We start from the raw sequence: 26971 nt of genomic DNA, 5'->3' as shown, positions 1-26971 counted from the left end.
TCATCATGCACAAAATCAACATCAATGGCAAAACAACAATCCTTTATCACCTTTACCGGTAAACTCGGCCAACAGATCGGCTATGAGCGCAACGGTAAATATTTCCTGCGCAGCGCACCCACAATAGTGCGGCAGACGATCGCCACCCGCAACGCCGCCAGACGCTTCGGCACAGCCAGCAGAAAAAGCCGGCTTATCCGGCATGCCTGCTACCACGAATTGAACGTACGCTGTGACAGCTCCCACATCAATCGCCTCAACAGCTTATTGATCGGAGCTACCAATGACCACACCGCAATAACCGGCTTCCGCTTTAATCAGCATACTGGTATCGGTCGTTTTCTCGCCATAGCACCAACTCTCTCCCGACAGGAAGAATTACATATTCCCGCACAGGAGATATCGCAATACGGTCGGTTTGATACACTGGAAATAAAAGCCATTGCCGTTCGGATTGATTTCGATACAAGGCGTGTGACCGGCTCAGATGCGGTTGTTACTACTATACATACAGGTAAGCCTTTCGGTGGACTGACAATCCCCTTGTTCGTTCCCGGAGAAGGAACCCTGATCCTGACCTTGCAGGTAAGAGGTATGCGTAAAGATGGTCCCTCTTGTGACCAGCGATACATCGCAGCAGATATCATTGCAGTAAGGCCACCCAAAACAATAAAACGTTTTAAAACACATACGCATCCACAGCGCTTGTCAAAACGTTTACAGACCGCGTCAGGCGCCACGCCTGCACACCGCTCTCAAGCGATTGTACAATTAGAATAATGACTGCACGATTGCCATGATGTATTTTGATGCGTATATATTTTCCCGGTGACTGTTTCGATAATAAAACCTTTCTTTTTGCTGCAGCATCCCGCTGTAGTCAGACTTTCATTGCCTTGCCCCTACGGCTCAACATGCAGCATCATACATAGCGCCTCCCACTCATCACCCTGTCAATACCGGATCAAGTCCACGTTTTCGCCCGGACTACAAGCGCCTTAGTAGCGCTTATTCATGTGTTTTCGGTACTACAAGTGCTGTCTGCAGATCCTTCCTCACTTCCTGCCACTCCAGCCAGATGTGATCCTGTGCGGACTCTTCTCCCGTCATCCTCCCCTCAATATCCATTCTGCGTAGTTGATAGAAAGCAATCGTCTCTAATACCCGCGCAGTGTTCAGATCTATTTCTCCATCGATCATTTCGGCACTACTTTCCAGTATACGACCAATATTGATCCTGTTTTCCCTGAGAGATAACTTGTCATTCGGGCCGGATAACTGAAGCTCTTCAAATAAGCCGCTCAGGATGCTCCCCTCATTATCGTCCTGTCCATCATCTTCCCAAAAGCAGATAATGCAGATCTCGAACTCTCCACGGTCAGTAAGTGACGGGAAACCACAGCCCGGACAGGTACACAGTTCAATCCCGTTTGCCTGAAGATAAGTATCGTAAATCGTCCTCCTTTCACTGAAAGCAGCTAATATTTCGTCGTCGGTCATAAGGGCTAAAATTATCTCTTTCCGGGGAAAGCAGCAATTATCCGTGCGTCTTTGACAAAATACCCTGACACGTTTCTCCTGCATCAATATGCGCTATATGGATATCACTGACCGGGTCAATCCGCCATATCTTACGATAAAAACCGGCAATCAGTAGTAGTCGGTAAAAGTGAAGTGGAGACAGACAATTCCTGCAACAGGGTAAGCATTGCCCGCAAAATGATCATCAGGAAAAGAGGTAAAAGAAGAAGGTCGAATGAATTCGACCTTCGCCGATCTAGTTCACGTTATTGAATCGGCCGCATGCGGCAAAAATTACCTGGGAAATTTGCATGCAGCTCGCAGAAACCTTTGTTGATAAAACAGCTGTATTTACAGCACCAGAAGCGCACAGGCAATCAACTCAGCTGTAAACACTATTCCGATACGCACAACCGGCATATCAGTATATGTAGAACAATAAAATCAGAAGAGAATATCTGGCGGATAAGTCTTCTATAACAGTGGAATAACCGGGGCACCCGATTCTTACAAATTCAATCGCTACTTAACGCAAGTTAATGATAAATGTCAATTTTACAATTATATTTTTCCTTGTCCGGGATCTGGCGGAAAACATGGTTAGCAGCCATCGGTATTACTTCCCTGGCTATTAAATGGACTTTTCGATATATTTGACGCCATATGCGGAACATTATTAGAAACTATAGCAGCCTGCTGACCCTACTCGGCGGTATCATTGCCGGCAGTATTCTCGGACTGATCTTCGGGCAACGGGTGGAAGTCATCAAACCAATAGGCGATATATTCCTGAACCTGCTCTTTACAGCGGTCATCCCGCTGGTTTTCTTTGCTATTTCTTCTGCGATTGCCAATATAGACCCCGGACAAAAACTAGGCAAAGTCATCTCTGTCATGACCTTCGTTTTCCTTGGTACTGTACTCGTATCAGCATTCCTGACGATCGTAGCTGTCTGGATCTTCCCACTGAAAGCAGTGGCTCCCGGCACCTTCGTACCTGATGAAAACGCGCATCCGGCTGGTTTCGGTGAACAGATCGTAAAACTGCTGACCACCGGAGAATTCTTCGAACTCCTGTCCCGGAAAAATATGCTGCCCTTTATCATTTTCTCCGCACTGACGGGCTTCGCAGCTCTTAAAGCAGGTGAATCTGGTAAAGCATTCCGTAACTTCCTGCACTCCGGCAATGAGGTTATGAAATCTCTGCTGGACATTATCATGGTACTCGGTCCTGTCGGTCTGGGAGCTTACTTCGCCTATCAGGTCGGTACGCTCGGTCCACAGCTCTTTGGCACCTATGCCAGTTCCATGGCTGTTTATTACGGGTTTGGTCTCTTCTATTTTATCGTACTGTTTAGTGTATACGCTTTTCTTGCAGGCGGCTTCGCAGGCGTGAAGATCTACTGGAAGAATAATCTCATCCCTACCTTTACGGCTCTGGGTTCCTGCAGCAGTATTGCCACCATCCCGGCCAATCTGACGGCAGCACAGCGTATGGGCATTCCTGCACACATCGGAAACGTAGTTGTGCCCTTAGGTGGCACCCTGCACAAGGATGGTTCCAGCATCTCGTCTATTATTAAAATCGGTGTGGTATTCGCCATGTTCGGTCGTCCGCTGACAGGTGTGGATACGGTCCTGCTGGCACTGGGGGTTACTGTGATCGTAAGTATTGTGGAAGGGGGTATTCCAAACGGTGGTTATATCGGGGAACTGCTCGTTATGTCTGTATACGGCTTTCCAATAGAAGCCCTGCCGGCTGTGATGGTCATCGGTACCCTTGTGGATCCCCTGGCCACCATTCTGAACGCCACCGGAGATACAGTAGCCGCCATGATGGTAACCAGGGTGATGAAGGGCCGGAACTGGCTTAAGGATCGAGCGGATCTTCAGGATCCTGCTGCCATGCCCGCAGGTCAGGCTTGATCACATTCTCTGTAGGGCTTTTCCTTTCCAATCCTTCATATGGCAGATAACCTAATTCATTCATAAAACGGATGGCCATCTTTTCGATCGCCAGTGACTGAAATGAATCAGACACGATCAACATCGGCTTTGCCGCCGGCATATTGAAAAGATAGGCCAGTCTTACGGCATTCCTGATGTTGGTCGTCGTATGTCTCGCATGTGGCTCAATGATGACCGCACTGTCAGGGATACCCAACTTGCTCACCATATACTTTTTCATCTCTATTGCTTCGCAAAATGGCGTCTTATAAGGATGTACATGTCCGCCGGAAACAATAATGAAAGGCGCAAGGTCTTTCTTATACATCTCCGCCGCCAATCCGCAACGATACATACCCATCGTATCCATGGTCTTACCCGGCTTACCCGGACCGCTACCCGGCACCATGATAGATGTATACTTATAAGCATTCCAGTTAATCCTTCTTGACTTGGCAAAAGGCGCCGCATTCGCCCCTTTATATAAAGGTTCATAACGGATAGCCTCATCTCTGCCATTGATTTCCAGCGCTTCCAGTGATCCCATCAGCGACTGTTTAAAGAAAGTACTGCCCGCACCAACAGCCATTACCTGCTGGGTAGCCGTTTTCACTTTCTGTACAAAAGCGGCATCTTCCGGACGGAAGGAAATTGAATCTATCTTCGGATAACGGGGAGCAACACCCTGCAGATAAACCCTGAAAATATGGTTCATACCTGCCGCCACATCTTCCCATGCCTTTCTGATAAAAGTAGTATCCGCATCGTTATTATAAAGCGGATAACGGGATTCTATCTTCAGTCTTTCCACTATCTGCGCCATATCATTATCACTTACTGTCAAACGCTTAAATTCATCGCTGACAGCGTTGATCTCTTCCGGTGTCCACGCAAATGCCTGTCCCATACACCGCCCGTCACCGCAGGAAGCATAAGCGGCAGCCAGCCGTTCGTGCCTGTCCTTTGCGACAGCATTGAATGCAGCGTCCTTTACCACCACATTGTGCGCGGCGCCGTTTCTTTCAAGCACGTATAACAGGTAGAATGATTTGCGCATCTGTAACTGTTGTGCGGAGGAATAAGCAGGTCCCACTGCCTTTGCAACGACTGCTGTTCTGGCCTTCGGTTTAGCTTTTACAGTCTTTTTCTTTTTGTGCTGACCATATCCCGTTAACGCTGTTGCAGACAATAACAGGCATAAGCCAATATTTAATGCTGATCTCATGTTGTTTCCCCAGGCGTGTTGGCAACGCCTTATTTTGATTATTGTATCTGTTTTCCGTTTTTCCAGATAGAACTGATATTTGTAGTGGCCCTGATATCAAGTTGTGGATCTGCATCAAGTACCATAAAGTCTGCTTTTTTACCGGGCTGCAAGGTGCCGGTTTCCGCGTCAATACCCAATAAGGCAGCGCCTCCGTGGGTGGCATAACTGATCACCTTTACCGCAGGAATACCTAATTCGGCCATCAGCTGCAGCTCACGGTGTTCAGAAAAACCCTGCGCTCTTACCGGTTGCGCACCGGAGTCTGTCCCCATCGCGATTTTTACGCCCGCGCTGTCCATTTTCTGGAAGTTCCTTTTAGCAATAGCAAACGCCTTTATTTTACGGGCTTTGTCGGTATCCCCCTCCTGCTTTTTGCGATAGTCATCGCTGTTCAGCATATCCCATACGCCCGGTTCCAGCGATCGCATAAAAAACGGATCTGTAAACCATCCGGGGCTGACAAGGCCATAGGACAGGCCAAAATCTTCTATACAAAGTGTAGGAATATAATAGACATTCTTCTGCTTCATCGCTTTGATGAGTGCATCATCTACTTCCTGATCACGGATACTGTGTGCCAGCACATCAACACCGGCATCTACCAGCTGATGAGCATCTTCCAGATAATAAACGTGAGCGGCTACTTTGATATTGTGAGTGTGTGCTTCCGCGATGATAGCACGGTAAATTTCAGGCAGGATCTTCGGACTACCATCCACCCAGATCTTTACGAAATCAGGCTTCAGCGTAGCCAGATGGCGCATTTCTTCCAGCGCCTGATCGGCATTAATGGGGCGCAGGATACTGGGTCCGAATGCAACCGGTGGTGTACCGCGTGGAGCGCCAAACCCAAAACCAGCAGTATAAAAGGAAGCCCCGCTCATCATGCCGGCACGGGATGCATCACGCATAAAAAAGCCGGTAGGCTGGTCTGTACCCAGACTCAATACAGTCCCTATACCATAACTCAGGTATTGGTTCAACTGGCGTGTCACATTATCGGGAGTGAAGTTTGCAGCGGCAATTTCAGTGCCTTTCAGCAAGCCCAGATGACTGTGGGCATCTACCATCAGCGGCATGATCGTTTTACCACTACCGTTGATCTCTTCTGCGCCTTTAGTGGGATAATTGGTGCCGGCAGGTAATACAGCGGCAATGGTATCGTCTTTTATCAGCAGACTGACATGGGAACGGGCGGCGCCCCCGCTCCCGTCAATCAAGGTAACATCTTTAATTATAACAGCAGTGTTGTCCTGTGCATTGATATGGAAACATACAGCGGAAAGGCAAACACTGAGAAACATCGGTTTTAACATAGTTAACAATTTGCAGTTTGATCATTCCAGAACTGCAAACTACGAAACTATAAACTTAAAACAGACCCGGTCGCCTGTTGAATTTTATGAAAGGCAAGATCAAGGTCTGAAAGGAGATCAGCGGGTTCTTCCAGTCCGACGGACAAACGGATCAGACTATCCGCTACCCCGGCGGCTCTCCGCGTCTCATCAGGGATGGATTTATGGGTCATACCTGCCGGATGACATAACAAACTCTTAATACCGCCGAGACTTTCTGCCAGCTTAAAATATTGGGTGCCTGTCACAAAAGCCAGTGCAGCGGCTTCCGTATCATCCTTCAGGGTAAACGAAACAATACCGCCAAACCCTTTGGACTGGCGCTTCGCAATCTCATGTCCGGGATGTGTTTTCAGTCCGGGATAAAATACTTTATCCACCAGTGGATGCTCCGCAAGGTATTCCGCAATGATCTGCGCATTACTGCAATGCTGCCTTACACGCAGGTGCAGGGTCTCTATGCCACGGATCAGCAGAAAACTGTCAAAAGGTGAAAGAATCGCGCCACAGGCATTCTGGTAAAACTTAATCTCTGCCCCCAGTTCAGGTGTCTTTGCCACCACTACACCGGCGATAAGATCACTGTGTCCGCCGAGATATTTTGTAGCACTGTGAATCACGATGTCTGCACCAAGGTTCAAAGGCTGTTGTAATACGGGTGAAGCGAAGGTATTGTCAACGCAGAAGAGGCATTTATTAGCAGCTGCAATCTTCGCGATAGCAGAGATATCTGATATCTTTAAAGTGGGATTGGTAGGGGTTTCCAGCCAGATCAGTTTTGTCTTTGGCGTGATGGCATTGAACACTGCCTGCGTATCCGAAGTATCTACATAAGTGACTTTGATACCGAACTTATGATACACTTTGTTGAATAACCGGAAGGCCCCTCCGTAAATGTCATCCACGGCTACAATTTCATCTCCGTACTGCAGCAGTTTCAGAATGGCGTCAATAGCTGCCAGCCCACTCGAAAACGCAATACCTGTAGCACCATCTTCCAGCTGAGCCACAATCTTTTCAAGGGTTTCACGGGTTGGGTTATTCGTACGTGCATAGTCATATCCTTTGTTGACGCCCGGCGCCTCCTGCACAAAGGTAGATGTCTGGTAAATAGGTACTGCGATAGCACCGGTCTGAGGATCTACGGGAATGGAATGGATCAGTTGTGTGATTGTGCTCATCTCTTGTGTTTTTGAGTTTGATGAAAATTGTTGACTAAACAGGTCCTCAGCAGGAACTTATCAGAGATGGCAGATAGAAAACAGGAAGGTCTTAAAACAAAAAAATTCACCTGGTAGCCAGGTGAGTTGAATATATTTTGATTAAAATATCGATCAAACCTACTGACTTATCTTTCCCGCTATGCGGGCTGGATGTAGCACCTTTCCGGTTTGGTGGTTCCGGATGGTTGCTAAGGCTTCACAGGGCCATTTCCCTCTGCCTTTCTTAATAAGAATCTTAAAGAACTGATGCAAAGATATAGCTGGAAATCTTATATCTCCAAATTTATTTTTTCAGGCTTTGATCTTTTTTACAATTTCGGCAATGCCATCTTCATAAGAAGTAGGTGTAAAATTGAAATGCCTTTCAAACTTCGTACTATCGAAAATGTAAGGATGCGTAGTCTGATACATCATCTCATGCAACTCTGCAATCGTTGTGTTAAAAAAGCCTGCCATCCTGATCATAAAGCTGCCCAGCTTCGTATATTTTGGCTTTGTATGTAATGCCTCTGCCACCATTTCAATATATTCTTTCCCGTTAGGTGCAGGATTCTTTGTGGGCAGATGCCATACCTGATTATACGTCGAAGGATCTGATGCCAGCATATACAATGCCTTACCAGCATCAGGCGTATACGTGTAACTATGTGTTACATGATCGTTACCCAGCCAGTTTGCCGTCTGCCCTTTCGCCAGTTTGTCTATCACCATCATGTTGAGAATACCGGTCGTATCTGCACCCGGACCGTAAAAGTCCGCCGCCCGCGCAATCGTTGCCGTCAATCTCCCCTCTTTTACCCGGTCCATGATCTTTCCGGCAATCAACGCCCGCACCTCTCCTTTTTTACTACGTGGGTTAAAAGGCGTGTCCTCTGTCATCTTTCCATCTACCAATCCATACATGTACACATTATCAAAGAAGATCAGCGGAATCCCCCCTTCACTGCAGGCATGGATCACATTCTGAATAATCTTTGGCCAGGCTTCCTGCCATATCTTATGATTATAGGTAAGCCCCACCACTAAAAACACCACAGAAGAACCACTGATGGCCCTCCGGGTCTGTAAGGGATCTGTAATATCAGCCGCCATCACATTCGCTGCTCCGTCCACCGCCTGTGCCTTCCGGCTCACCAGACGTACCTGCTTCCCGTTTTCCAATAATACAGATGTTAACTCCTTCGCAATAATTCCACCGGCTCCTAAAATTGTATAAATTCCTGATTCTGATACGTTTGATGCTGTGCTGGTCATAAAGGGCGACTTTGATTTATAAGATAGTGACGTAAAACTATTGAAAATATTTTATTTTCTAAACACCGTTTAGTAAGTTTGCATCGTAAAGATATTAACATGGGTATTAGTGATCGTAAGGAAAGGGAAAAGCAGGAAATGCGTAAACTGATCATCGGCACCGCGATGGACATGTTCATCAATGATGGATATGAAAAAACCTCCATCAGAAACATCGCCGAAAAGATAGAGTACAGTCCTGCCACCATTTACCTCTACTATAAAGACAAAGACGAACTATTATACGAAGTGCAGGGGGAAGCCTTCGCAGAATTATACAAAGCCTTCGAAAAAGAAGCTACGTCCACTGAGCCAATGGAAAAACTGGAACAATTGCTCCATTCTTATGTCAAATTTGGCTTTGAGCATCCGGACCTCTATGACCTGATGTTTATCCTCCGCTCCCCCATGAAAGCTGTCAGCGAAGATTGGCCAAACTGTGATGAGTCATTCGACTTTCTTATTAAAACCATAACTCCCTGCATGGATCAGCTACGCTTCTCAGATCCCGGAGTAGCAGCACTCTCCATCTGGGCATTGGGTCACGGACTGATTTCCCTTTTTATCAGACAACGTATCAAAGTAATGCACCTGTCTGACGAAGAACAAAGGGCCTTGATTACCAATACCGTTGACGAATATCTCCGACTCATTAGGAAATAAGGCGATAGCGTCAAAAAAATGACGCTATCCATTTTCATACAATATTCCCGCGTCTCAATCGTCGTACTATCTGACGCCGTCAAAATCATTCACATTTTCAACTGACACTCAAAGTGTCTTTTTTTATCAGTTATTACTAAACAGTGTTCATTATGTCAACTGCCATCATGAAAAGAAAAACGTTCATAATACTAATGGCTATTATGTGGACGTCCGCGCAGCAAGGGTCTGCGCAGAGCAAGGTGCTGGATGACTATATTCAGAGCGCTTTTGCACAGAATCAGGGGCTCAAACAGCAGCATTTCCAGCTGGATAAATCACTCTATGCACTACAGGAAGCGAAAAGCTTGTTCTACCCACAAGTAGGACTGATCGGTAACTATACCAAAGCAGGCGGAGGCCGTACCATCGATATTCCCATCGGAGACCTGCTCAATCCGGCGTATAGTACCCTGAACCAGCTCACCAACTCCTCCAAATTCCCGCAGCTGGAAAATCAGTCCGTACTCCTCAATCCTGACAATTTCTATGACGTACACCTTCGCACCACACTTCCTCTGGTCAATACCGAAATATGGTACGCTCAGAAGATCCGCCGGGAAAATATCAGCCTCCAGCAGGCAGGTGTAAACGTCTATAAACGCAGACTCGTAAGAGACATCAAAACAGCTTACTATCAATACTATCAGGCCGGGAAAGCGGTGGACATCTATAATACCGCACGCTTGCAGGTGCAGGAGAATATCAGGGTGAACACCAGCTTCCTGACCAATGGCGTGACCAACAGCACCGCCCTGACGCGTGCTAAAGCTGAACTGCAGAGAATCGAAGCCTCCATCACCGAAGCTGAAAATAAAAAGCAGAACGCCGGCGCCTATTTCAATTTCCTGCTCAACCGGGATCTCAAAGCAGGTATCATACTGGACAGCACCATTTTCTCGCCGGAAGAAATCTCCGCAGCACCCACTGCCACCTCCAATGTCAGAGAAGAACTGCTGCAACTCTCCCAGCAACAGAAAATAGCGGATCTCTCCTACCGCCAGTCGAAGTCTTACCTTGTGCCAAAACTGAGCACCTTCCTCGACCTCGGTTCGCAGGACTTCAACTTCAAAGTCAATAGCCAGTCCAGATACTATATGTGGGGGGTGAATCTGCAATGGGACCTCTTCGCTGCCGGACAACGCAAGTACAAAGCACAACAAGCCGCTATTGACGTCAGCAACATGCAGGCTGCTTATAATGAAGCCAACCTTTCTTTCCAGTTGGAACAACAGACAGCAGAAAACAATTACCACACCTCTGTGGCCAACTTCAACAGCGCACACGAACAACTGCAACTCTCCGAAAAATATTACAACGACCAATCCAAGGTCTATAAAGCAGGACAGTTGCTCTATATAGAATTACTCGATGCCCAGAATCAGCTGACCAACGCCCGCCTGCAACTCTCCGTTGCCTTCGCCGCCGTACAGACAGCCCTCGCAGACATCGAACGTGCACAGGCTTCCTATAAACTTTAAACCATCCTCCTTAAAAATATTCAACATGAAAAATATTATCACCTTCTCACTGCTGGCTTCTTTTTCCTGCCTCGTAATATCCTGCGGCGCACCCAGTGCTGCTGAAAATAAAAACGACCGTCAGTCCGCAGATATTCCGGTAAAACTGCTTCCGCTCAATGGCCAGCTGAACGCACATCCCGCCATCTCCGTATCCGGACAGTTTACCACCGATGATGAAGTATTGCTTTCTTTCAAAACCGGCGGTATCATCCAACGCATCCTCGTAAAGGAAGGCGATGCCGTAAAACAAGGTCAGGTACTCGCCGTACTGAATCCGGTGGAGATCAATGCACAGGTGCAACAGGCACAACTCGGTTTTGAAAAAGCACAACGGGACTACAAACGTGTCGATAATTTATACAAAGACAGCGTAGCCACCCTCGAACAGCTACAAAACGCCAAAACCGCGCTGGATATCGCAAACGAACAGGTTAAAACAGCTCAGTTCAATCGCACACACTCTCAGATCACAGCAACTGCCAGCGGTTATGTACTGCGTAAACTGGCCAGTGAAGGGCAACTCGTACAACCGGGTACCCCCGTGCTCGAAACGAATGGCGCACAATCAGGCAACTGGCTCCTCCGTGTAAACGTGAGCAACAAAGAATGGGCAGCGATCAGCATACAGGATAAAGCCGAGGTAGAAGTAGAAGCCGTTTCCGGCAAAACTTTTCAGGGTAGCGTATCCCGAAAATCAGAAGGGGTACAGCCACAGAGCGGTTCCTTTACTGCAGATATAAAGCTCACCGGAGAAAAACCCTCCGCTATCGCATTTGGCATGTTCGGTAAAGCAGTGATCACACCCGTAACCGTTACCGCAACTTCCGCCACCGGTCCATGGGCAATCCCTTATGACGCCTTACTGGAAGGCGACGGCAATAAAGGCTTTGTTTTCATTACAAACGATAACAAAACCGCACACAAAGTGCCTGTAACGATCTCGGGCATGGAAGCAGATAAAGTCATCATCAGCGATGGCCTGCAACAAGCAGCTGCACTCATTATTTCCGGCAGCGCCTACCTCACAGAAGGCTGCACCATCAACGTTAAATAATGCAGCTCCCGAACAAGCACTTCCTTAAACTTATCGAATCATGAAAATTTCTTCATACGCGGTAAAGAACTACCAGTTTACACTGGTCATCTTTATCATGATTATTGTTTTAGGTCTGACGACCATCCTTTCCATGCCCCGCTCCGAAGACCCGGAGGTGAAATCACCCATGTTCAGTGTTGTGGTGGTATACCCCGGTACCAGCCCTAAAGACATGGAAGACCTGATAGTAGATCCTCTGGAAAAAGAACTCTCCTCTCAGGAAAATATCAAACGCGTACGTACCAATATCGGTGACGGTCTGGCCGTCATCCGCGTAGAATACAAATACAGAAGCAACGTAGACGACAAATATCAGGAAGTACTCCGCGTAGTCAATGGTAAACGCGGCGAACTCCCTGATAATATCAATATTGATGTACAACGCGTACAACCCAGTGATGTAAACATCATGCAGATCGCGCTGGTATCGGAAACCGCTCCTAAAGACAAATTACAGTACTACGCAGAAAAACTGCAGGATGATCTGGAGAATATAAAAGCATTGAAGAATGTAGAGATCCACGGTATCCCCGGCAGACAGGTAAGAATAGAATTGAATCTGGAAAAGATCGCGCAGCTTGGATTGCCTGTTAACAAAGTCATCTCCAGTATACAGAATGAAATGGCTAACATTCCCGGTGGTAGCGTTGATGCAGGTAACCGTAGCTACAACATTAAAAGTAGCGGTAGTTACCAGCAACTGGAAGAGATCAAAAACACCGTTGTATTCAACAGCAAAGGCAAAAATATCTTCCTGAAAGACGTATCTAATATCTACTATGGCTTTGCTGATGAACAATACGAGACAAGACTGAATGGCCGCCGCTGTGCCTTTGTGGTAGCAGCACAAAAAGAAGGTGAGAATATCAGTCAGACGAAAACACTATATGCCCCTGTGCTGACCGCCTTCAAGAAAACACTGCCTTCCAATATAGACATGATCCAGCACTTTGATCAGGCTGATAATGTTAACAGACGTCTCGGCGGACTTGGAAAAGACTTCATCATTGCGATCCTGCTGGTAGCCATCACCCTCCTGCCATTAGGCTTCCGCCCTGCCCTGATCGTGATGATCTCGATTCCTCTGTCCCTCGCCATCGGGGTGGTTTTATTGAATGTATTCGGTTTTAACCTCAATCAGCTCAGTATCGTCGGACTGGTAGTAGCGCTCGGTCTGCTGGTAGATGACAGCATCGTTGTGGTTGAAAATATTGAGCGCTGGATACTGGAAGGACATACCAAAATGGAAGCGACCCTCAAGGCCACCAAACAGATCGGTCAGGCGGTAGTCGGCTGTACCGCAGCCCTCATGATCGCGTTTATGCCGCTGGTATTCCTGCCGGAAGGTGCTGGTGATTTCATCCGTGGTTTACCCATGGCCGTTATCCTGAGCGTATTTGCCTCTATGCTTGTATCGCTCACCATCATCCCTTTCCTGTCCAGCAAATTGTTGTCAGAACATACCGGTCACCCGGATGGTAACATCTTCATGCGTACACTGAAGAAACTCATCCACGGCAGCTATTCCCGCTTACTGGATAAAGCGCTGAACAGACCTGTGATCACCATTATCGTGACAGTACTGATCTTTGGCGCTTCTATGTTCCTCTTCCAGATTGTGGGCTTCAGCCTCTTCCCGGCATCGGAGAAACCACAGTTCCTGATCAACATTACAACGCCGCCACAATCCAGTCTGGCCTACACCAAAAGTATCGCCAGACAGGTAGAACAGGAACTGAAGAATGAGAAATCTATTCAGTACTACGCTACCAATGTCGGCAAGGGTAATCCGCGTGTTTACTATAACGTCGTACAGGAGCACGAAAGGACCGATTACGCACAGATCTTCGTACAGCTGGACGAGCACACAGCGCCTGATAAAAAGCTGCAACTCATCGACAGGATGCGTAAACGCTGGACACCTTATCCCGGTGCAAAAGTAGAAGTGATCAACTTCGAACAGGGACCACCAGCGCCGGCGCCTGTGGAAGTACGTCTGTTCGGAGATAATCTGGATACCCTCCGCAGTCTGGCGGCTCAGGTAGAAATCATGCTGCAGAAAGTACCCGGCGCTATTTATGTAAACAATCCGGTGAAACTGTTGAAAACAGATATCCGTGTAGATATAGATAAAGAGAAGGCACAATTGCTGGGCATTCCGAGCGTAAATATTGACCGTACGGTACGTCTGGCAGTAGCAGGACTCAACCTTGGTCATTATGCCGATAAAAACGACAATGACTATGATGTACTGCTGACACGCAATAAGGATGGCCGGCCGACAATGGAGGTCTTCAACAACCTTTATGTAAACAATCAGGACGACAAGCCTTATCCATTATCGCAGGTAGCCAGTCTGAAAATGGAGGCATCTCCCCTGCATATCAATCATCAGGAAAAGAGACGTGTGGTATCTGTTACGGCCTCTTTACAGGAAGGTTTCCTGGCAGATCGTGTCATCAACAGCACCATTGCCAAAATGAATACCTTCCACCTGCCAGCGGGTTATAGCTATGAAATGGGCGGCGAGGTAGAAGCCCGTCAGGACTCATTCGGAGGCTTCCTCAGCATCATTATCGTCACTATTTTCCTCTTTGTGGCAGTACTGGTACTGGAATTTAAAACCTTCAAAAGCACTCTGATCGTATTGTCTGTTATTCCGCTGGGTGTAGTAGGTGCGGCCGTTGCTTTATGGGTAACAGGTAATTCATTGTCTTTCGTAGCTATTATCGGTATGATCGCCCTTGCGGGAATCGAGGTGAAGAATACAATCCTGCTGGTAGACTTTACCAACCAGCTGAGAGAGGAGGGTAAATCGCTGGAAGATGCGATCCGGGAAGCAGGTGAGATCCGCTTCCTCCCGATTGTGCTCACATCCCTGACTGCCATTGGCGGCCTGATGCCGATAGCAGTCTCCACCAATCCGCTGATTGCCCCATTAGCCATCGTATTGATCGGAGGACTGATCAGTTCTACCCTCCTGTCAAGGATTGTAACGCCGGTTGTATACAAACTGATTCCGCCCAGAACAGGCAACCAGTAAATCAAACAAAAAAGGCGCTCATAAAATGAGCGCCTTTTTTAATGCTTAATTATTTTTTGACCATCTCTACCCACGAAGTCGCCATCAATCCTGCCCCCGGAATAGCCGGATGCACGCCATCACCAGTCCAGTAAGCACCCGGTGCATGTTGCTGTGCTTTGTCATAGATGGCCTGATAAGGAATAAACACCGCATCAAACTGGGTAGCGATCTCTTTCGCTGCCACACGGTATTCATTGAACGTAGGGAACCATTTATCATCTACCGCTTTCACGCCATTGACAGCGAAAGGCTCACCGATAATCAGCTGTACCTCAGGCAGTGCCTGTTTCGTACGATCCAGCAGTTTGATAAGGTCTTCGCGGTAAGTTTTTACTGTACCCTTATAACTGCCGTTCAGCGTATGCCAGTAATCGTTTACACCGATCAGAATGCTGAGAACGTCCGGCTTCAGTTGCAGACAATCGGCATCCCATCTCTCTGCCAGCTGGTACACCTTATTCCCGCTGACCCCTTTGTTATAGATTTTCAGGTTTTTTTCAGGGTATGCTGTCAGCAGGGAAGCTGCCGCCAGATAAGCGTAGCCATTACCCAGTGCGCCCTGATCATTAGGATCCATTTTATCACGTTTACGTCCTGCATCAGTAATGGAGTCTCCCTGAAAGACGATAACTGCATCCTTCTTCAGGGTTAATTTTTTGGCACGGGCCGGGCTTTCACTTTCGCTGGTCTTTACAGCTGCTGAAACAATCTGAGGAAGGCTAAGTGCAGCCAGACTCCCAAGTGACACGTTCCGGATAAAGCTCCTCCGGTTGGAATGCTGTTGTTGTTCCATGGAATTATGATAGTTAAGTATGGATTTAGTGGCTGGTTATACCACGTAAATGGTGAAACCTGTAGGGATTAAAGCTAATAAATATTAATAATAAAAATAAATATGCCGCTCAGGAATGAGCGGCAATTTAGTTATCTATCCTATGAAAACCTGTGTTTAAAAAATTTTCGCATTCATCTGGTATACATTCTCATAATCAGCATACGCAGGTTGCGAAACCATTTGTGGCTTTATTATGGATATGGATATGGCAGAATTATAATAAAGTGAGATATCTCGATTAATCATATAAAATTTAGCGCACATTGATATTAAATCTTACTTCAAACATACCTCATGCTAAATGATTTATGCATTTCTTACGTAAAGATGTACAATTGTTGCTGTCGATTTCGTAAATTTCGGAACCTGATATAGAAAATGAGTAAGGACACACATGTTTCTAGGTGAAAACACTTATTTTCAGAAAGAGCAGCGGACCAGGCTATTAAGGCCCCAATATTTGACGCATATTTACGTGCAGCCCGCTGTTTCGGCTGTTAATGCCCACCATTCCTTGAAAAACCATATTTGAAATGTTACCCCTGTCTGGCCAGTATTACATTGCTACGGGCCCGACAGGAAGTGAATTGTTCACCGATCATTAAAACGACTTATTTGATCATAAAAACTTTATAGGGACCTATAACTATGTGGATAGATTTTTTTGCCCCTGCCAATTTTAGCAGCAGTTATGCGTTAAATGGAAAAACTATACGCGAATATTCGGCAAACTGTTATTATAAGGGACACGCGACTAACGGGGACGAACAAACTGCCTCAAATTAAGATAGCCAATGAAAGAGTCAAATTATAGAATACTGGTTATTGAAGAAGATGCTGCTTTAATAAGGAAGATTCAACAGTTATTAACCCTGCATCACTATGACGTACATACGTCCAGCACTGCTGAAGAAGGTATTTACATCTGCCGCCAGTACCAGCCCGACATTGTTGTATGCGGCGTAAAACTGCGTGGTAGCAGCGGATTTCATTTCCTGATGGAACTACGGAATGACACCTCCCTGCAACACATTCCTTTTATCTTTATCAGCGGTAAAGAAGGAAAAGAAGATATGCGCATGGGCATGAACCTAGGCGCAGATGACTTCCTGTCCAGACCATTCAAAAGCAAAGAGCTACTGATGAGCATCAGGTCAAGGCTTACACGCTTTACCATTTTCAATGTACAACAAAGGGATAAACACACCACCATTATTTCTGTGCCCGCTATACCACAGGAAGCCCATCACAAACTCAGCAAAACTGAATTCAGGGTCATGCAGATGATCGCTGAAGGCATGAGCACAAAAGAAATTGCACAGACACTTAACATCAGTATCAAAACTGTCGAGAATCACAGACATAACATTTCCAAAAAGCTAAACCTGACAGGTCATAATTCACTGATCAAATATGCCATAAAAAACCTCACACAGCAATACAAAATATTGTCTTAAGTTTGGCTCTGGGAAAGCGTTTCCCCTTATAAGCCAGGTATATATGATTTACGAAAATCTGTTGTTGATTTTATCGCTTTTGTTTGTCGTTTTCATGCTGATGATGCTCGGCCAGCGACTCAAAGTGTCTTATCCGATCTTTTTAGTGCTCGGAGGATTGGTGATCGGATTCCTCCCGGGGGTACCGCGCATTAAAATGGAGCCCGAACTAGTGTTTCTCGTGTTCCTGCCACCGCTTTTATTTGAAGCGGCATGGTATACATCATGGCATAACTTCTGGAAATGGAAACGCCCTATTTCACTGTTGGCATTCGGATTAGTACTGTTCACTTCGTGTATCGTTGCCTATGTTTCCAATGCAATGATACCGGGGTTCACACTCGGACTCGGATTCCTGCTGGGCGGAATCATTTCTCCGCCTGATGCAGTCGCCGCCACTGCCGTCCTGAAGAACATAAAATTACCTAAACGCGCACTTTATATACTCGAAGGAGAAAGTTTGGTAAATGATGCATCGAGCCTTATCGTGTTCCGTTTTGCCTTACTCTCCATCGTCTCAGGCACCTTCTCCATACATGAGGCAGCCACTGATTTCTTTCTGGTAACGATCATGGGTATCCTGACAGGACTGGCCATCGGGCATGTATTTTATGCGATCCTGCGCTGGTTTCCGACCACACCGAGTATATCAACGGCACTTACCTTCATGGCGCCATATTTTATGTATATCGGCGCTGAAGCGTTTCATTTCTCCGGCGTCATGGCGGTAGTCAGCGGCGGATTATTCCTGTCTTTCCGTTCACACGAAATATTCAATTATAACACCCGTATGCAGGCGGTCAGCGTCTGGAAAACGGTGGCGTTTGTGTTAAACGGCATTGTGTTTATTCTCATCGGACTGGAATTGCCTGAAATAGTGGAAGGCCTTGGCGACTATTCCCTCGGAGAGGCCATCCGTTATGGTGTGATCATTAGTGTGCTGGCCATCGTCATCCGTATACTCTGGATGTATCCGGCCACCTATATTCCCCGCCTGCTTTTCAAATCCATTCGCACCAATGAGAACCATCCGGGCTGGAGAGCTCCCTTAGTCATCGCACTGGCAGGTATGCGTGGAGTGGTATCACTGGCATCTGCCTTGTCAATTCCGCTGGCGCTGGACAACGGCACCAATTTCCCCCACCGTAACCTGATCCTGTTCATCACCTTTGTGGTGATCTTCATTACACTGGTCATTCAGGGGCTTTTCCTGCCACTGATCACCCGTTTGCTGAATGTGAAGGAGATTGACAATATTGTGCCGGAAGTAGAGCAGGAAACCGGCATCAGATTGCAGTTGATGAAAGTGGCGCATAAACAGTTACAGGACACTTACAGGAAAGACATTGAAGAAAACGAGCTGGTGGCCAATCTGCAGCAGCAGCTGCAAAGCGGCATTTCTCTGTCCGCCACCAAACTGGCATCACTGGAATGTGACGATACTGAATTACATGAAATAGAGCGTTTCCATGGGGTTAAGAAACACCTGATAGCCTTGCAGCGAAAAGAGTTGTTCAGACTAAAAAAAGAGCACCTCTATGATGATGAGGTGCTCCGTAAACAAGAGGCGTTATTAGATCTTGAAGAGGCAGAAATAAACGGCAGAAGTAGTCACTAAAGCCCTTATTTCAGGTGTAATACACCATGCTCGTCGTAAGTATGATGAATGTCACCGATCAGTTCAAGCGTTTCCAGAAAATAATCGATACGTTGTAATTTCTCTAATCCACCGGTGTATTTCTTACCGGCCAGTTCCTTATTGTCAAATACTACCTGAATGCCATACCAGCGTTCTATCACATTGGCAATTTCTGACAAGGGCGTATTGTGAAATACATACACGCCCTTCATCCATGCCAGCACTTCGCTGTCGTCAAAGTCAGTCACTTTATAACCGCCATCGCTGTTATAAACCGCTTCCTGACCTGCCTTGAGCTGTACTTCCCTGCCTTCAGCCCTGCTGATAACAGCACCGCTGACCAGTGAAGTACGGGTCAATCCGTCACTATAAGCATTGACGTTAAAACTGGTACCCAGCACCTGAATGTCTGTATTCTCTGTATGTACAATAAATGGTTTAGACTCATTTTTTGTTACCTGAAAATAGGCTTCCCCATCCAGATAAACCTCACGTTTGTCTCCGGCAAAGTTGAACGGAAAGCGTAAACGGGACGTCGCGTTCAGCCATACTTCCGTGCCGTCTGAGAGGACCAGTTTATAGTCCATTTTAGGCGGTACGGTCAGCGTATTATAACCGCTACCCATGGCAGTGCCACTGGTATACTGTAATTTCTTGGCGCCTGCACTCAGTTGTACATCGCCTGCCTTAATATCCTGTGCTGCCTGATTATATGGCAGGGCAATGGTTTCCCCTCCCGCCAGCTGTAATTGCAATCCTCCTTTGGGAGCTGCAGTTTTGCTGACAGGTGCCGCACCCGCGATCTCAGCAGCCGGCTGGCGATTATTCTTCCATATCAGACTGATACCTGTCATGGCAACGGTTACAACAGCCGCTGCAAACAGCCATTTTCTGATACTGCGTATATTCGTGTTCTTTACTGATAATTCTTCCCTGACAGCACTCCAGGCATTCGACACATCAATCTGTTGCCAGAACTTTTCCTCCCCGGGCAGTGAGAAACTATGCTTCAGGGCCCTCCACATCAACTCAACATCTTCGTGGCCGCTGATTAATGCTGATACATACTGATCGTCTGATTCATTGATCGTACCGTTGCGCTTTTGCAATAACAACTGGTATATGTGTTCATGATTTTCACTCATCTTTCTTGCTATTCAATGATTGGTAGATGGCTCCGCACGTGGAATACAAATTACAGGTATTGCAATCTATTGCATGAAGCTACGCACATCTGCTCATTTAAACTGTTAATTACCGGTTAATGCATTTGCTAACAAATTGTTATAGAATACACTTAAAAAATAAAAGTAAACGATTGAGTAAGAAAGAGATGAGACAGATAAACGCTGTTAATGCTCAGGGAAGAATGCTGATAAAAAAGACCAACTCAGTCAGGGTAGCGCTGGCATCATTCAACGGTTAATAACAACCTAAGCTATTGATTAATAAATAATTGTAACCTCTCAACTGCATTCCAATGCTTAATTTTATGCTTGATTCCTGATGTTACAACAAAAAAAGCCGGCTGTTCTCACAGCCGGCCTTTTGATCATATCAGAATATGACTAGTATTTTGAATCCGGACGGTTAGCTACCGCTTTACCGAAATCATAATTAGGCTTGTTGCCCATTGTGATCTTCAGCGTACCGCCTTTCAGGATATCCGCGTGACGGATATAGCTGTTTTTGTATGGCTTGCCATTCAGCGTAATCTGCTGGATATAGATATTTTCAGCGCTGTTGTTGATGGTCTCTACATTGAAAGTTTTACCACCCTGTACCTTCAGGCTGGCTTTTTCAAACAGCGGACTACCAAATACATAAATACCTTTCGCAGGATTTACCGGATAGAAACCGAGAGAAGAGAGTACGTACCAGGAAGACATTGCACCTACGTCCTCATTACCTGCCAGACCTTCCGGAGTGGTGGTATAGAAGTCTTTCATCACCTGTCTTACTTTCTCGGATGTTTTCCACTGGTTACCAGCATAAGCATACATGTAAGTAACGTGATGGCTTGGCTCATTACCATGTGCATACATGCCAATCAGACCGGAGATATCATTGGAAGCTTCTGCCCCCATATCACCACTTGCTACAAACAGGCTGTCCAGTTTTTGGGTGAAAGCATCGTCACCGCCCATCAGGCTGATCAGACCTTCTACATCTTGTGGCACCAGCCAGGTGTACTGCCAGCCATTACCTTCGGTGAAGTCACCTTTTTCATGGATGGAGTGGAACGGATCGTATGGCGTTTTGAAGCTACCATCATCCAGTCTCGGACGTACAAACTTGATAGTGCTGTCGAAGTAGTTTTTATAATAACCTGCACGTTTGGAGAAATACGCGAAATCATCTGTACGGCCCAGCTTTTTAGCTACAGCAGCAATACACCAGTCGTCAATCGCATATTCCATCGCTTTGGATACAGATTCGTATTCTTTATCAGCCGGAATATATCCTTTCGCTTTGATATCCTTCATACCCAGATCATCTCTGGTAGCAGAAGCTTTCATGGCTTCAAAAGCTTCATTGATATTAAATCCTTTATAGCCTTTCAGATAAGCATCCGCAATAACCGGTACGGCATGATAACCCACCATACAGTTGGTTTCGCTGCCCACCAGAGGCCAGATAGGCAGTTTACCCTGTTGCTTGTAGATAGTCAGCATAGAGTTTACAAAACTGCTCACTCTTTCTGGCTGTGTCAGGGTATACAGCGGCGCACAGGAACGATAGATATCCCACAGCGAGAAGACGGTATAGTTGTCAAAACCCGGATTAGGATAAGCTTTCTTATCTGTACCACGGTAAGAACGGTCATGGTCGTTGAACAATGCCGGACCAATCATCGTATGATACATAGCTGTATAGAAGATGCTTCTGCTGGCAGTGTCTTTTGTCTGCAGCTGGATTTTAGACAGCTCCTTGTTCCATTTGGAAGTCGCTGTTTTCACCGTACCTGCAAAGTCCCATGAAGGAATCTCACTATTGATGTTAGCCAGTGCATTCTCACTGCTTACAGGAGAAACACCTACTTTCAGCATCGCTTCTGCAGGCGCTTTGTCGAAATTGATAACACCCTTGATGGTTTTACCCTTTCCTTCAGTACCAGACAGTTGTTTGTCACCGTCAAATACGACAAAATCCTTTACAGGCACATTGCTTTTGATCGCAAACCACAGACGCTGGTCTTCCGCCCATCCTTTAGAGAAACGATACCCTACCAGCGTGTACTCGTCTTTCTTTTGGATAAAGGTTTCTACCGGCGCATCCCAACCGATACCTTCTTTCAGGTCGATGATGATGTGGCCTTCCTGTCCCTGTGGGAACGTATATTTATGAAAACCAACCCTTTCGGAAGCGGTCAGTTCCACTTTAATATTGTAGTCTTCCAGCTGCACCGCATAATAGCCGGGTTTCGCCGTCTCATGCGCATGTGTGTAGCGGGAACCATAACCAGTGGTCGGATTCTCCTGTGAACCATGGTTCGTCCTGATCTTACCGGTATATGGCATGATCAACACGTCACCGAGGTCACCGATACCCGTACCACTCAGGTGCATCTGTGGGAAACCGATCACCACACTGTCAGAATAATGATAACCTGAACACCAATCCCAACCCTTTACGATGTTGGTAGGCCCAACCTGTACCGCACCGAAAGGCACGCTCGCACCCAGAAATACGTGACCATGGCCACCGGTACCGATGTATGGATTGACGTATTCTGTAGGCTTAAACTCCTTTCCTGAAGTAAAAGTTGGTTTCTTGTCTTGTCCGTTTACCTGCATGCCGGCCAGTAAAAGTGAGGCAGCCAGCACAGGGTAATGCTTAAGTCCCAATTGCATATCTCTAAATTCCTTTAAGGGGAGCAATATACGCAGCGGAATGCAGAAAAGGAACACCAGTGAAAATACTATTGCTCCATGTTAACAATTTACCAACATATCCGGACGGGCAACTTTGTGCAGAAAAGAATTTTTGTCAGGACTCCTGTCTTTGCGTCATTTTTTTTAGAAATAGCACGTTAGGGTGAATATCCTCCTACCCGACCTCCCCCTCCTTCTTTTATTCCATTTTCTGGAATTGATAATCAGTCGGCTATTAGGGGTTACCTCCTATTTTTACTCACCTCATATAACACTAAAGTGAGGGGCATACCCCTATTTAAATAACACAATTTCTATAGATAACCATGCTACGTCTGTGTGATTCGTGTAAACAATACATTAAAATAAGAATAAATAGAAATTAAGTCATATCTTTACTTAATATAATATAAGATATAATATAATATTATATACTTATTGACTTATTACTGTTATAACTCGTATGAGATGAAAGCAATTTTACTCATTTTACTTGTCCCCATTTTTGTTTGTTCGAGCTTCATCGCAAGAGCACAATCGGGTCTGACAGGCTTCAATTATCAGGCACTCGCCCGAAGTTCCAACCAGGGTGACCCCTTAAAACTGCAAGCTATTCAGGTCAGATTCAGTATCCTTAGCGGAAGCCCTGACGGACCAGCAATCTATGTGGAAAAACATACCCCCGTGACCAATTCACAGGGGCTGTTCAATGTCATTATTGGCCAGGGTACTGTAGAAACCGGCTCCTTCTCGAACATCCCCTGGAGCGCGGCCAACCAGTATCTGAAAGTTGAACTGGACAAAAATGGTAACAACGACTTCGTTCCCATCGGAACAATGCCTTTTATGGCCGTTCCGTATGCATTGTATGCTGTCAACGGTGGCACCGGTGGTGGCGGCGGTGGTACCACTATCAGCGTTGTATGGCTGGGTACACTGGCCTCTGCTCCTATAGCGCCTGCTGCTGGTAATGCATATTATAACAGTACAGATAAGAAATCTTATATCTACGATACCAACCTCCAGCCACAGATCATGTCGCAGGATGGTACTAACGGTATTGACGGTCTTCCCGGCCCTGCACTCTCGTGGTTAGGTTCTTTCACAGCAGAACCAACTCCAAGTGGCGCTAATCAGGCATATTATAATATGACCGACAAAAAAGCCTACATCTATGACGGATCTGCATGGCAGGTTTTCGCTGAAAGCGGTGTAGATGGTGCTAATGGCGTAGGTACAGGCGTAAGCTGGTTAGGCTCCCTCGCAGCAGCTCCTGCAACACCGACTATCAATCAGGCTTATTACAATACAATAGACAAAAAATCTTACATCTACGATAGTACCAGCACATGGCAGCTCCTCGCACAGGATGGTGCAGATGGTGTTCCTGGTGTGATCGGAAAAGATGGTATCTCCATCTCCTGGCAGGGTACAATGGCAACAGCTCCCGCTACGCCTTCCCTGAACATGGCCTACTATAACAGCGCCGATAAGAAAGCATATATATGATAGCCTCGGTAACTGGCAGATACTCGCACAGGATGGTTCCATTGGTAAAGATGGCGCCTCTATCAGCTGGCAGGGTACAATGGCAGCTGCACCGGCTACACCTTCCCTGAACTGGGCTTATTACAACAGCACTGACAGGACTGCTTATATATATGATAGTACCGGCGCCTGGAAAGTACTCGCTGAAGGTGGTACCGGATGGAACCTCTCCAATCTGGAATTCAAACCGGATGGTTCTATCGGACTGGCCACTACCGCAGATACAGATACTTTAAAATCCGGCAACAGAGCATGGCTGATCAGAGGTAACTCTGATACCAATCCGGCGCTCGACTTTATCGGTACGACAGATGATAATCCTTTCATCATCAAGGCCGGTGGTACAGGTCCTCAGTTTGAAAAAATGCGCATCTTCCCTGATAAACCACAGATCATTGTAAACGGTACAGACGATGCAGGTACTTCTCTCGGTAAAGGTGTATTCACCGTTTTCTCCGGAGATCATTCTACCGGTATCGTAAATGACCAGCCTATCTATACAAACGCAATCATCGGTTACGCAAACAGCGGTACTGGTGCTGGTGTGGCTGGTTACAACGCAAGTAACGGTTACGGCGTAAAAGGTTTCACACAGGTAGGTTCTGGTGTATACGGTTCTGGTACTACCCGTTTCAACGAAGGTGTTAGAGGTTATAACTCTTCTACCAGCGGTGGTGTGGGTGTGATCGGTATGACGAACTCCCCTTATAAAGCAACCAACACCTTCCGTTCAGGTGGTGTGCTGGGTATGTCTACACACGCTTCTGGTGTGGGTGTAGTTGGTGCGGGTAACAACGTTGACTATCAGACTATTACCAACACGCCTGAAATAGGCGCGGGTGTAATGGGTATGGGTACACGTGTTGGTACAATCGGTTTCGGTACAACCGTTAACGTTGGTGTAGGTGTAATGGGTGTTGGTAACAATCAGGTAACTGTTCTGCCGTCACACGGTGGTGCAGGTGTGGTTGGTGTTGCGGGTGGTACAGGTACAAGCCAGTATCCCGGTGTAGGTGTGGTTGGTTTTGCAAAAGGTCTTGCTACAGACGTTGATCGCTGGGGTGGTGTATTCGAATTCGGTACCTCCGCTTCAGTTGTACATACTTATACTTACCTCGCAGGTGCTAACTCAAGTGGCATGTACGGTATGATCTCCAATGGTACAAAATCTACTGTCGTGAAAGACCAGACCGGCGAAAACCGCCTCCTGTTCTGTACAGAAGCGCCAGAAGTATTGTTCCAGGATTTCGGTACCGGCGAACTGCAAAACGGTGCTGCACATATCGACCTCGAAGATCTGCTCGCAAAAGTGATCCGTGTCGATGCAAAACACCCGATGAAAGTATTTATCCAGCTGGAAGGCGAATGTAACGGTGTATATGTTACCAATAAATCCGCTAAAGGCTTCGACGTAAAGGAGTTACAGAATGGTAAATCGAATGTGCCTTTCACATGGCAGATCGTCGCTTCCCGTGCAGATGAAGTACTGGCTGACGGTACCGTACTGCCTTACTCCGACAGACGTTTCCCTGTTGGTCCGGGTCCATTACCAATGAACGACATCACCCCATCTGCTGATTCAGCTGCTGCTGCCACTCCGGCAAAACCAGCTATGAAAGCCGCAGAATTGAAAAAAAGCGAAAAAGAAGTAGTAAATAAAGCATTCTCCAACCTTCAGTTTGCCAGTGCAAAAGCTGAAATCGCAGTTTCTTCCCTGCCTTCTCTCGATAAAATGGCTGCTTTACTGCAGGCACATCGTGAATGGCAGCTGCTGCTGAGCGGTCACACAGACAACGAAGGCACTGAAACATTTAACCAGACTTTATCAGAAAAAAGAAGTGAAGCAGTAAGACAATACCTCGTCAGCAAAGGTGTTGATGCTGAAAGAATTACCACCAAAGGCTATGGTCAGTCCCAACCACTTACTACCAACAGTAGCGAAGCTGGAAGAGGAAAGAACAGAAGAGTTGAGATGGAAATCTTCACTGCCGAAAAACCTTGATAATGAAAACAATCAGTAAAATAATTACAGCAAGTGCTGTGGGTGTGTCATTCCTGTTATCAGGAATGGCACACGCGCAGTCTGCGCTGATCCCCAAGATCGAACGTCAGATCACTGCCAGCGGAGGTAAAGCCGTACTTGTAGGATTGACGGACATGGACCAAAAATTATTCGAATACGAAATTGACTGTACAATCGGTGATATCGCCGTGAAACAGCTCAGCTATCCCGACTACGCCGTTGTGCAACAGGGATACCAGCAGGGCCCTTTGGTGCTTCCAAAGCTCAATGCCGATGAAATGCTGGTGTACCCTAACCCTACTGATAAAGAAATTACTATCAAATACAATCTTGATCCGGGTGTCAAAAGAGTGGACGTGCGCGTCATCAATCTCTACGGACGCATGGTGTTCTCAGAAGCCAATACAGCACTGGCTACCTACGGTACCATGTATGAGTACAAACTCGATGTACATGATTACCTGCCGGGCGTTTACCTCGTCACTATCATCTTCGATACAGGTATCAAGGTGACAAGAAAGTTCATAAAATTCGATCAGTAGT

Annotated in this window: 19 protein-coding genes and 1 riboswitch; of the genes, 11 read left to right on the top strand and 8 right to left on the bottom strand. The window is 46.5% G+C overall.

Annotated elements, in window-relative coordinates:
* Nucleotides 1–24: 24 nt before the first annotated feature.
* Nucleotides 25–780 (top strand): hypothetical protein, encoded by a 756-nt coding sequence (locus tag FEF09_RS15490; RefSeq protein WP_186774364.1) that lies wholly within the window; start codon nt 25–27, stop codon nt 778–780.
* A gap of 228 nt (nt 781–1008) precedes the next feature.
* Here the strand turns inward: FEF09_RS15490 and FEF09_RS15485 are convergent, their stop codons facing one another.
* The gene (locus FEF09_RS15485; protein WP_186774363.1) at nt 1009–1500 is read right to left on the bottom strand and encodes a CPCC family cysteine-rich protein; all 492 of its coding nucleotides are present in this window, start codon (nt 1498–1500) and stop codon (nt 1009–1011) included.
* Between the two features lie 684 nt (nt 1501–2184).
* Here FEF09_RS15485 and FEF09_RS15480 point away from each other — a divergent pair.
* A complete protein-coding gene (locus FEF09_RS15480) occupies nt 2185–3447 on the top strand; it encodes a dicarboxylate/amino acid:cation symporter (protein ID WP_146305959.1) in 1263 nt (420 codons plus the stop codon).
* Here FEF09_RS15480 and FEF09_RS15475 read toward each other — a convergent pair.
* The 4 genes from FEF09_RS15475 to FEF09_RS15460 form a co-directional block, all read right to left on the bottom strand.
* Complete coding sequence (locus FEF09_RS15475) at nt 3392–4693, bottom strand: YdcF family protein (protein WP_146305958.1); 1302 nt, start codon at nt 4691–4693, stop codon at nt 3392–3394. The genes FEF09_RS15480 and FEF09_RS15475 overlap by 56 nt on opposite strands.
* A 38-nt stretch (nt 4694–4731) precedes the next feature.
* The gene (locus tag FEF09_RS15470) at nt 4732–6051 is read right to left on the bottom strand and encodes an amidohydrolase family protein (protein WP_146305957.1); all 1320 of its coding nucleotides are present in this window, start codon (nt 6049–6051) and stop codon (nt 4732–4734) included.
* 47 nt (nt 6052–6098) lie between these two features.
* Nucleotides 6099–7271, bottom strand: a complete 1173-nt coding sequence (locus FEF09_RS15465; protein ID WP_146305956.1) for a trans-sulfuration enzyme family protein — start codon at nt 7269–7271, stop codon at nt 6099–6101.
* Nucleotides 7272–7435: 164 nt separating this feature from the next.
* Nucleotides 7436–7546, bottom strand: a riboswitch (SAM riboswitch).
* A 58-nt stretch (nt 7547–7604) separates the two neighbouring features.
* Nucleotides 7605–8567 carry an NAD-dependent epimerase/dehydratase family protein gene (locus tag FEF09_RS15460; protein WP_146305955.1) on the bottom strand — a complete coding sequence of 321 codons (963 nt, stop codon included), beginning with the start codon at nt 8565–8567 and terminating at the stop codon, nt 7605–7607.
* Between the two features lie 99 nt (nt 8568–8666).
* Between FEF09_RS15460 and FEF09_RS15455 the strand changes: the two genes are divergently transcribed.
* The 4 genes from FEF09_RS15455 to FEF09_RS15440 all read left to right on the top strand — a co-directional run bounded on the left by FEF09_RS15455 (nt 8667) and on the right by FEF09_RS15440 (nt 14970).
* Nucleotides 8667–9269: a TetR/AcrR family transcriptional regulator gene (locus FEF09_RS15455; RefSeq protein ID WP_146305954.1), complete on the top strand. Its 603-nt coding sequence runs from the start codon at nt 8667–8669 to the stop codon at nt 9267–9269.
* A 203-nt stretch (nt 9270–9472) separates the two neighbouring features.
* A complete protein-coding gene (locus tag FEF09_RS15450; protein WP_222596989.1) occupies nt 9473–10789 on the top strand; it encodes a TolC family protein in 1317 nt (438 codons plus the stop codon).
* Between the two features lie 25 nt (nt 10790–10814).
* The gene (locus tag FEF09_RS15445) at nt 10815–11885 is read left to right on the top strand and encodes an efflux RND transporter periplasmic adaptor subunit (protein ID WP_146305952.1); all 1071 of its coding nucleotides are present in this window, start codon (nt 10815–10817) and stop codon (nt 11883–11885) included.
* A gap of 40 nt (nt 11886–11925) precedes the next feature.
* On the top strand, nt 11926–14970 hold the full coding sequence (locus FEF09_RS15440; protein WP_146305951.1) for an efflux RND transporter permease subunit: 3045 nt from the start codon (nt 11926–11928) through the stop codon (nt 14968–14970).
* 49 nt (nt 14971–15019) lie between these two features.
* Here FEF09_RS15440 and FEF09_RS15435 read toward each other — a convergent pair whose 3' ends face one another.
* Entirely contained in the window at nt 15020–15805 is a 786-nt protein-coding gene (locus tag FEF09_RS15435) for an SGNH/GDSL hydrolase family protein (RefSeq protein WP_146305950.1), read from the bottom strand.
* An 836-nt stretch (nt 15806–16641) separates the two neighbouring features.
* Between FEF09_RS15435 and FEF09_RS15430 the strand changes: the two genes are divergently transcribed.
* Both FEF09_RS15430 and FEF09_RS15425 read left to right on the top strand, forming a co-directional pair.
* Complete coding sequence (locus FEF09_RS15430; RefSeq protein WP_146305949.1) at nt 16642–17304, top strand: response regulator transcription factor; 663 nt, start codon at nt 16642–16644, stop codon at nt 17302–17304.
* A 43-nt stretch (nt 17305–17347) separates the two neighbouring features.
* Nucleotides 17348–18961, top strand: coding sequence for a Na+/H+ antiporter (locus FEF09_RS15425; RefSeq protein ID WP_146305948.1), 1614 nt, complete (start codon nt 17348–17350; stop codon nt 18959–18961).
* 5 nt (nt 18962–18966) lie between these two features.
* Here the strand turns inward: FEF09_RS15425 and FEF09_RS15420 are convergent, their stop codons facing one another.
* Nucleotides 18967–20127: a FecR family protein gene (locus tag FEF09_RS15420; RefSeq protein ID WP_146305947.1), complete on the bottom strand. Its 1161-nt coding sequence runs from the start codon at nt 20125–20127 to the stop codon at nt 18967–18969.
* Between the two features lie 423 nt (nt 20128–20550).
* A complete protein-coding gene (locus tag FEF09_RS15415; RefSeq protein WP_146305946.1) occupies nt 20551–22836 on the bottom strand; it encodes a GH92 family glycosyl hydrolase in 2286 nt (761 codons plus the stop codon).
* 489 nt (nt 22837–23325) lie between these two features.
* Here FEF09_RS15415 and FEF09_RS15410 point away from each other — a divergent pair, with 489 nt between their 5' ends.
* The 3 genes from FEF09_RS15410 to FEF09_RS15400 all read left to right on the top strand — a co-directional run bounded on the left by FEF09_RS15410 (nt 23326) and on the right by FEF09_RS15400 (nt 26970).
* On the top strand, nt 23326–24366 hold the full coding sequence (locus FEF09_RS15410) for a hypothetical protein (protein WP_146305945.1): 1041 nt from the start codon (nt 23326–23328) through the stop codon (nt 24364–24366).
* A gap of 79 nt (nt 24367–24445) precedes the next feature.
* Nucleotides 24446–26407, top strand: a complete 1962-nt coding sequence (locus FEF09_RS15405; RefSeq protein ID WP_146305944.1) for an OmpA family protein — start codon at nt 24446–24448, stop codon at nt 26405–26407.
* 2 nt (nt 26408–26409) lie between these two features.
* Nucleotides 26410–26970 carry a T9SS type A sorting domain-containing protein gene (locus FEF09_RS15400; protein WP_146305943.1) on the top strand — a complete coding sequence of 187 codons (561 nt, stop codon included), beginning with the start codon at nt 26410–26412 and terminating at the stop codon, nt 26968–26970.
* The last annotated feature ends 1 nt before the right edge of the window (nt 26971 follow it).

Origin of the sequence: Chitinophaga pinensis (assembly GCF_007896845.1) — a bacterium.
Classification (GTDB): domain Bacteria; phylum Bacteroidota; class Bacteroidia; order Chitinophagales; family Chitinophagaceae; genus Chitinophaga; species Chitinophaga pinensis_C.
Note: the sequence above shows the minus strand (reverse complement) of the source record. Positions and strands in the feature narration are given on the sequence as shown.

Excerpts from the sequence above, each read along its gene's own strand:
- FEF09_RS15475 (WP_146305958.1), bottom strand. The coding sequence starts at position 4,693 with ATGAGATCAGCATTAAATATTGGCTTATGCCTGTTATTGTCTGCAACA.
- FEF09_RS15490 (WP_186774364.1), top strand. The coding sequence starts at position 25 with ATGGCAAAACAACAATCCTTTATCACCTTTACCGGTAAACTCGGCCAA.
- FEF09_RS15485 (WP_186774363.1), bottom strand. The coding sequence starts at position 1,500 with ATGACCGACGACGAAATATTAGCTGCTTTCAGTGAAAGGAGGACGATT.
- FEF09_RS15440 (WP_146305951.1), top strand. The coding sequence starts at position 11,926 with ATGAAAATTTCTTCATACGCGGTAAAGAACTACCAGTTTACACTGGTC.
- FEF09_RS15445 (WP_146305952.1), top strand. The coding sequence starts at position 10,815 with ATGAAAAATATTATCACCTTCTCACTGCTGGCTTCTTTTTCCTGCCTC.
- FEF09_RS15415 (WP_146305946.1), bottom strand. The coding sequence starts at position 22,836 with ATGCAATTGGGACTTAAGCATTACCCTGTGCTGGCTGCCTCACTTTTA.
- FEF09_RS15465 (WP_146305956.1), bottom strand. The coding sequence starts at position 7,271 with ATGAGCACAATCACACAACTGATCCATTCCATTCCCGTAGATCCTCAG.
- FEF09_RS15400 (WP_146305943.1), top strand. The coding sequence starts at position 26,410 with ATGAAAACAATCAGTAAAATAATTACAGCAAGTGCTGTGGGTGTGTCA.
- FEF09_RS15460 (WP_146305955.1), bottom strand. The coding sequence starts at position 8,567 with ATGACCAGCACAGCATCAAACGTATCAGAATCAGGAATTTATACAATT.
- FEF09_RS15410 (WP_146305945.1), top strand. The coding sequence starts at position 23,326 with ATGAAAGCAATTTTACTCATTTTACTTGTCCCCATTTTTGTTTGTTCG.
- FEF09_RS15425 (WP_146305948.1), top strand. The coding sequence starts at position 17,348 with ATGATTTACGAAAATCTGTTGTTGATTTTATCGCTTTTGTTTGTCGTT.
- FEF09_RS15470 (WP_146305957.1), bottom strand. The coding sequence starts at position 6,051 with ATGTTAAAACCGATGTTTCTCAGTGTTTGCCTTTCCGCTGTATGTTTC.
- FEF09_RS15450 (WP_222596989.1), top strand. The coding sequence starts at position 9,473 with ATGTGGACGTCCGCGCAGCAAGGGTCTGCGCAGAGCAAGGTGCTGGAT.
- FEF09_RS15430 (WP_146305949.1), top strand. The coding sequence starts at position 16,642 with ATGAAAGAGTCAAATTATAGAATACTGGTTATTGAAGAAGATGCTGCT.
- FEF09_RS15405 (WP_146305944.1), top strand. The coding sequence starts at position 24,446 with ATGGCAGCTGCACCGGCTACACCTTCCCTGAACTGGGCTTATTACAAC.
- FEF09_RS15420 (WP_146305947.1), bottom strand. The coding sequence starts at position 20,127 with ATGAGTGAAAATCATGAACACATATACCAGTTGTTATTGCAAAAGCGC.
- FEF09_RS15455 (WP_146305954.1), top strand. The coding sequence starts at position 8,667 with ATGGGTATTAGTGATCGTAAGGAAAGGGAAAAGCAGGAAATGCGTAAA.
- FEF09_RS15480 (WP_146305959.1), top strand. The coding sequence starts at position 2,185 with ATGCGGAACATTATTAGAAACTATAGCAGCCTGCTGACCCTACTCGGC.
- FEF09_RS15435 (WP_146305950.1), bottom strand. The coding sequence starts at position 15,805 with ATGGAACAACAACAGCATTCCAACCGGAGGAGCTTTATCCGGAACGTG.